Origin of the sequence: Moraxella bovis (assembly GCF_002014975.1) — a bacterium.
Taxonomy (GTDB): Bacteria; Pseudomonadota; Gammaproteobacteria; order Pseudomonadales; family Moraxellaceae; genus Moraxella; species Moraxella bovis.
Map to the genome: position 1 here is coordinate 1 of NZ_MUXV01000077.1, position 6,397 is coordinate 6,397.

5 protein-coding genes and 1 pseudogene are annotated in these 6,397 nt (G+C 45.1%); all 6 read right to left on the reverse strand.

Annotated features, from left to right (window positions below; translation table 11 throughout):
* Positions 1-81: 81 nt before the first annotated feature.
* The gene (locus tag B0182_RS13015; protein ID WP_078275324.1) at positions 82-714 is read right to left on the reverse strand and encodes a 3-oxoacid CoA-transferase subunit B; all 633 of its coding nucleotides are present in this window, start codon (positions 712-714) and stop codon (positions 82-84) included.
* A gap of 9 nt (positions 715-723) precedes the next feature.
* Complete coding sequence (locus tag B0182_RS13020) at positions 724-1,425, reverse strand: CoA transferase subunit A (protein ID WP_078275325.1); 702 nt, start codon at positions 1,423-1,425, stop codon at positions 724-726.
* Between the two features lie 31 nt (positions 1,426-1,456).
* Positions 1,457-2,245: a 3-hydroxybutyrate dehydrogenase gene (locus B0182_RS13025; protein WP_078275326.1), complete on the reverse strand. Its 789-nt coding sequence runs from the start codon at positions 2,243-2,245 to the stop codon at positions 1,457-1,459.
* A 22-nt stretch (positions 2,246-2,267) separates the two neighbouring features.
* A complete protein-coding gene (locus B0182_RS13030) occupies positions 2,268-3,650 on the reverse strand; it encodes a GntP family permease (RefSeq protein WP_078275327.1) in 1,383 nt (460 codons plus the stop codon).
* Positions 3,651-3,754: 104 nt separating this feature from the next.
* Positions 3,755-4,930, reverse strand: a complete 1,176-nt coding sequence (locus B0182_RS13035; protein ID WP_078275328.1) for a thiolase family protein — start codon at positions 4,928-4,930, stop codon at positions 3,755-3,757.
* Between the two features lie 60 nt (positions 4,931-4,990).
* Positions 4,991-6,302, reverse strand: a pseudogene (locus B0182_RS13040) (short-chain fatty acid transporter).
* Between the last annotated feature and the right edge of the window lie 95 nt (positions 6,303-6,397).

Consider the following 6,397-nt stretch of genomic DNA (forward strand, 5'->3'; position numbering starts at 1 on the left):
ATACTTTTTGGATTACTACCAAAATGCCAACCAAAAGGGATGAGAATATCACCCCTTTATTTGTTATTTGCCTGTTTGTTGTTAGGCTTGATGTACCGTAACAGGCGTCACCCTTTGCACATCTTCAAATGTCACGCCGTCCGCCAGCTCTGCCAGCACCAGCCCCTTATCGGTAACGTCATACACCCCAAGTTCGGTGATGATACGATTGACCACGCCTTTGCCCGTCAAGGGCAGTTGGCACTCGGATAGAATCTTCGGCTCACCATGTTTATTGACCTGCTCCATAAGCACAATAACACGCTGGACACCTGCGACCAAATCCATCGCTCCGCCCATGCCCTTGACCATTTTGTTTGGTATCATCCAATTTGCCAAATCGCCCTTTTCGGACACTTCCATCGCTCCCAAAATGGCAAGATTGACCTTACCACCCCGTATCATGCCAAAGGATTGCGATGAGCTAAAAAAGCTCGCTCCCTTTTGGGTAGTTACCGTTTGCTTACCTGCGTTTATCAGGTCAGCATCAATCTCACTCTCAGTGGGGAACGCCCCAATGCCCAAAAGTCCATTTTCGGATTGGAGCATGACCGTCATGCCATCTGGAATGTAGTTGGCAACCAATGTTGGCAAACCAATGCCCAAATTCACATAATAACCGTCTTGTAATTCCAAACTGGCACGCTGTGCCATTTGCTCTCTTGTCCAAGCCATGAGTTCCCCCTATGATTGTTGTCTAATGGTGCGTTGTTCAATGCGTTTTTCGGGCGTGGCATTGACCACGATACGATGTACATAAATGCCTGACAGATGAATCTCGTCAGGGTCAATCTCGCCTATCTCCACAAGCTCTTCGACTTCCACGACCGTGATTTTGCCTGCGGTCGCGACATCGGGATTGAAGTTGCGGGCAGTTTTTCTAAAAATGAGATTGCCCATTTTGTCCGCTTTATATGCTTTGACAAGCGACACATCAGCGACAAGTGAGCGTTCCATGAGATATTCTACCCCGTCAAATTCACGCACTTCTTTGCCTTCAGCAACCTTTGTTCCCACGCCTGTTTTGGTAAAAAAAGCAGGAATGCCCGCCCCGCCTGCACGAAGTTTTTCGGCAAGCGTGCCTTGCGGGGTAAGCTCCACTTCAAGCTCGCCTGATAAAAATTGACGTTCAAATTCCTTGTTTTCGCCCACATAAGACGCAATCATTTTTTTGATTTGGTGACTTTTTAGAAGTAGCCCAAGCCCAAAATCATCCACGCCTGCGTTATTACTGATACAGGTTAGGTTTTTTACGCCTGTGTCTCTCAGGGCAGCGATCAGGGCTTCGGGGATGCCGCACAGCCCAAAGCCACCCACGGCAATGGTTTGACCATCTTTTACAATATCAGCCAGAGCGGCTTGGGCGTTGTCATATACTTTTGTCATGATGACTCCTAAGGTTAAGAGTATAGTTGATTTATTTCATTGACCAGCCATGACTGGCAATAAAGGACTGTCCTGTAAATACATTGGTTGGAAAACTTGCCAAAAATAATGCCAGAGCTGCCACATCATCAGTGGTAGTAAATTCACCATCCACAGTAGAGCCTAACATGATATTTTTTACCACCTCTTCTTCACTAATGCCTTTTTCACGAGCCTGTTCAGGGATTTGTTTTTCTACCAATGGTGTTTTGACAAAACCAGGACAGATAACATGAGAGCGGACATTATGTTTTGCTCCTTCTTTGGCAAGCGTGCGGCATAATCCCAAAAGTCCATGTTTGGCGGTAACGTAAGGGGATTTTAACGCTGATGCTTCGTGAGAATGCACCGAACCCATATAAATGACAGTGCCAGAGTTTTTTGCATACATATGTTTTAGGGCGGCTTTTGTGGTCAAAAAAGCACCATCCAAATGTATGGCAAGCATTTTTTTCCAATCATTATAAGCAAGTTTATCAATGGGATTGATGATTTGAATGCCTGCATTGGATATTAAAGCATCCAAAGCCCCATATTCTGCCACAAAATCATCAATGGTTTGATTTACCTGATTTTCTTGTGTGACATCCAGCAATATGGCTTTTGCTTGACCACCTAAGGTTTTTATTTCATCGCAAACACCATGGGCGTGGTCTAAGTTTATGTCAGCCACACCAATCGTTGCCCCTGCTTTTGCAAATTCAAGTGCAATTTGCCTTCCAATACCACCACCTGCTCCTGTAATAAAAGCGGTTTTGTGTTTTAGGTTATGATTTATCATTCATACTCCTTTGTGTCATGATTTAAAAAGAACCAAAGAATGTGCCCAGCATAATAACACATATGGTTGCTAGAATTGGAATAGCTATGGTAACAATAGCAAGATTTACATAAGATTGCTTGTGTGTTAGGTGACAAATGGCAAACAATGTAATGACCGCACCAGAATGTGGTAGGGTATCTAGACCGCCTGCCGCCATGACAGCAACTCTATGTAGCAACTCTGCATCTATGTTATGCTCAATGGCAAGTCTTAGGTAATCTTCGCCGAGCGTTTGTAGGGCGATGCTTAGCCCACCTGATGATGAGCCTGTAATGCCTGCCAAAACACTCATGGCAACCGCTTCAGAAACCAAAGGGTTGTTTGGTGAAATGTTAAGAATGTTATCCCGAATGATGGCAAATCCCGCCATCGTAGCAATGACTGCTCCATAACCGACCTCTGATGCGGTATTAAAAATAGGTAACATGGAGCCATAGACGCCTTTATTAACTGATTCTTGTAGCTTCTTGAAGTGTCTTAAATTTAATAAAATAAGTACAGAGCATGATGTTAATAGGGCGATGATGATGGACCATAAGCCAAGATTGGCTTTGATTTCAAGTTCGGGGAATTTGGTAGTAATCGCCCCGAAATCCATGTTGGGAAACACGCCATAAGTCAGTAAAGCATTGATGGCAATCACTAAAATGAGTGGAATTGCCGCCAACACAAATGACATGTTGGAACTTAAAAGTTTGGTGTCATCATCTATATGGTTGCCATAGCCTTCTCCTGTTTTTTTGGCTAAGTTGGCACGGCTTTGCAACCACCAAGTTCCCAATACAAACATGATACAAGCACCAATTAATCCCAAAATAGGTGCGGCAAAGGCATTTGTCTGATAATACGGAATAGGGATGGCATTTTGAATAGCAGGCGTGCCAGGTAAAGCGGTCATGGTAAAGGTAAACGAACCAAGAGCAATACTGGCAGGTATTAAGCGTTTAGGTATGTCTGCTTGCCTAAATAGAGCTTTTGAAATGGGATAAATAGAGAAAGCAACCACAAAAAGTGACACACCGCCATAGGTCAAGATGCCACAAACCAAAACTACCACCAAAATTGCCCTGCTAGCACCTAATTTTTCGGTAATAGTATTGGCAATAGTCGTAGCTGCACCAGAATCCGCCATGAGCTGTCCAAATAACGCTCCTAATAGAAATACGGGGAAAAATTTTAATAAATATCCGCCTAGCGCCTTCATGAATGTTTCAGTGTAGGCAGGCAAAAGCAAAGTGCCATCCCCGGATAGAATAACCGCCAATGCTGCCATGATTGGAGCTAATATTAATACAGACCAACCTCGATAAGCAAAGTACATTAAAAGCACAAGAGAGATAATAATAGCCAGAATACTCATGATAAATCACTCCATGAAGGTGATGTTTTTGTGAGTTTCATAAACATCATAAAACATTGATTAAAAACCCACTAAATTAACCCTGTACAGTCCTTGAAAATCAAAAATTAAGGCAACTCAATCGCCATAGCCACCGCCTCACCGCCACCAATACACAAGCTGGCAACGCCTTTTTTACCGCCTACTCGTTTTAGGGCGTGAATGAGCGTTACCAAAATCCTTGCCCCCGATGACCCCAAAGGATGTCCTAAGGCACACGCACCACCATGAATATTAACCTTATCAGCATCCAATTCAAAAGCATCAATGGCAGATAAGGTTACCATGGCAAAGGCTTCGTTAATCTCCCATACGTCCACATCTTTTGCCGTCCACCCTGCTTTATCAAGCACTGTTTGCACCGCACCGACAGGAGTAATGGTAAATTCGCTTGGGTGTTGGGCATGGCTTGCGTGGGCGACTATCCGAGCCAGTACAGGCAAATTATTGGCTTTGGCGAACTCATCGCTTGTCACCAGTACGGCAGATGCTCCGTCCGAGATAGAGCTTGCGTTGGCGGGGGTGATTGTGCCTTCTTTGGTAAAGGCAGGTTTTAGGGTTGGGATTTTGTCAATGTTGGCATTGGCAGGCTGTTCGTCCGTATCCACCACGACATCGCCCTTGCGAGTGCTGACGGTCACAGGGCAAATTTCGTCTTTAAAATAACCGTTGTCAATGGCATTCATGGCTTTTTTTAGCGATGAAATGGCAAAATCGTCCATTTGGGTGCGAGTATAGCCCTTTTTGTCCGCCATTTCTTGAGCATATACGCCCATGAGCTTGCCCGATTCGGCGTCTTGTAAACCGTCAAAAAACATCAAATCACGAATCTCGCCATGCCCCATGCGAAAGCCCCCACGAGCCTTAGGTAGGACATACGGCGCATTGGTCATGGAATCCATACCTCCTGCGATGACGGCAGATTTGTCGCCTGCCTTGATGGCGTTGCACGCGGTCATGACAGACATGAGTCCCGAGCCACAGACTTTGTTTATCATAGTCGCCCCGACACTGTCAGGCATGTTGGCAAGTCGCATGGCTTGACGAGCAGGGGCTTGACCCACGCCTGCTGACAGTACGCACCCCATGACAACTTCGTCTATCTTATCATCGGATACTCCTGCTTTATCCAACACCGAACGAATGGCAACCGCCCCAAGCTGTGGCGATGATAGACTGGCAAATGCCCCTTGGAACGCCCCCATGGGTGTGCGAGAGGCTGAGATGATGACCGGATTTGACATAAAAACTCCTTATTTGTTTGTCAAAAAATTAAACTAGAAAATAAAACCCACCTGCTATAATCAATCCTGATGCGATAAGTACCATAAGACAATAGCCCATAATCGCCCTCGCTCAAGCCCTGCAATACCCAACAATGGCAACGCCCAAAACGGCTGTATCATGTTCGTCCATGCATCACCCCAAGCAATCGCCATGGCGGTAACCTCAGGCTTAACCCCAAGGGCAAGACCTGCTGGCATCATGATAGGACCTTGTACCGCAAACTGACCACCCCCTGACGGCACAAAAACATTGACAATACCTGCGCTTAAAAATGCCAATATGGGAAAAGTGTCGCTTGACGCATGATTTAAAAAGAAATTGGTAACTTGCGTGCCAATGGATATGCCGTCCGAATTCGCCCCTGTAACCACGCCCATGATTCCCCCATAAAAAGGAAACAACAGCACAATGCCTGTAATACCGCTAATACCGTCATTGACGGCACGATAATAGCGTTCTAGCGTACCATGAGCAAGTAGCCCAATGAATAAAAACAATCCAATGACGATATTTAAGCCAAAATTCATGCTTTTGCTAAATTCTACGGCAAAATACCCCATTGCTAACATCATCAATAGCATCATCATCAGACGGCTATCGTCTAGTTTTTGGGCGGGCGTGTCATTTGGCGGTAAAATTAACGGCTTATCTTTTATCAGTTCTGGATTGACAAGCGTTGGATTTTTTTGGGTGCATGAGTGCATTTAATATCGGCACAATGAACAAAATCAGCCCTGCAATGATGAAATTATAAGATGAAAAAATGGTTGCAGAAATCGGCACGACATCACTCAATGTACCACCAGATAATTTGGCAAGTGTCTCGCCCCCTGTGCTTAATGTGAGTGGCACAGAACCTGATAACCCACCATGCCACACCAAAAAGCCCGAATAAGCAGAAGCCACAAGCAGCGGATAATCCACGCCTCGCACTCGTTTGGCAAGGGCTTTGGCAAATACTGCCCCAATCACCAGTCCAAAACCCCAATTTAACAAACAACCAATCATCGCTACAAGCGTCACAACCACAATCGCTGTTATAGGTCGATGAACTTTACTTGCCAGCTTATCCAATAGCTTTTGAAAAATAGGGGCGTTGGCAAAGGCATAGCCCGTTACCAAAATCAGTGCCATTTGCATGGCAAAGCTATGAAGCGACCACAAGCCATTGCCCCAATGATGAGCCAACGCCAAAGGGGATTGACCCGTCAAAACAATCCCTGCAATAAAGGCAATGAATGTCAAGACCACAGAAAAGACAAAGGGGGATGGTAGGTGGCGATTGACCAGTTGTACGCTAAGGTTAGTAAGAGTGGCAAACATAAACATTCCTTGTTAAACGCCTGTTATTTTTTATATCTTAAATCATTTTTTATTGTCATGCAAGTGGTTTTATTTAACAGGGCAATCGCACTACAACCATC

Excerpts from the sequence above, each read along its gene's own strand:
- B0182_RS13015 (WP_078275324.1), bottom strand. The coding sequence starts at position 714 with ATGGCTTGGACAAGAGAGCAAATGGCACAGCGTGCCAGTTTGGAATTA.
- B0182_RS13020 (WP_078275325.1), bottom strand. The coding sequence starts at position 1,425 with ATGACAAAAGTATATGACAACGCCCAAGCCGCTCTGGCTGATATTGTA.
- B0182_RS13025 (WP_078275326.1), bottom strand. The coding sequence starts at position 2,245 with ATGATAAATCATAACCTAAAACACAAAACCGCTTTTATTACAGGAGCA.
- B0182_RS13035 (WP_078275328.1), bottom strand. The coding sequence starts at position 4,930 with ATGTCAAATCCGGTCATCATCTCAGCCTCTCGCACACCCATGGGGGCG.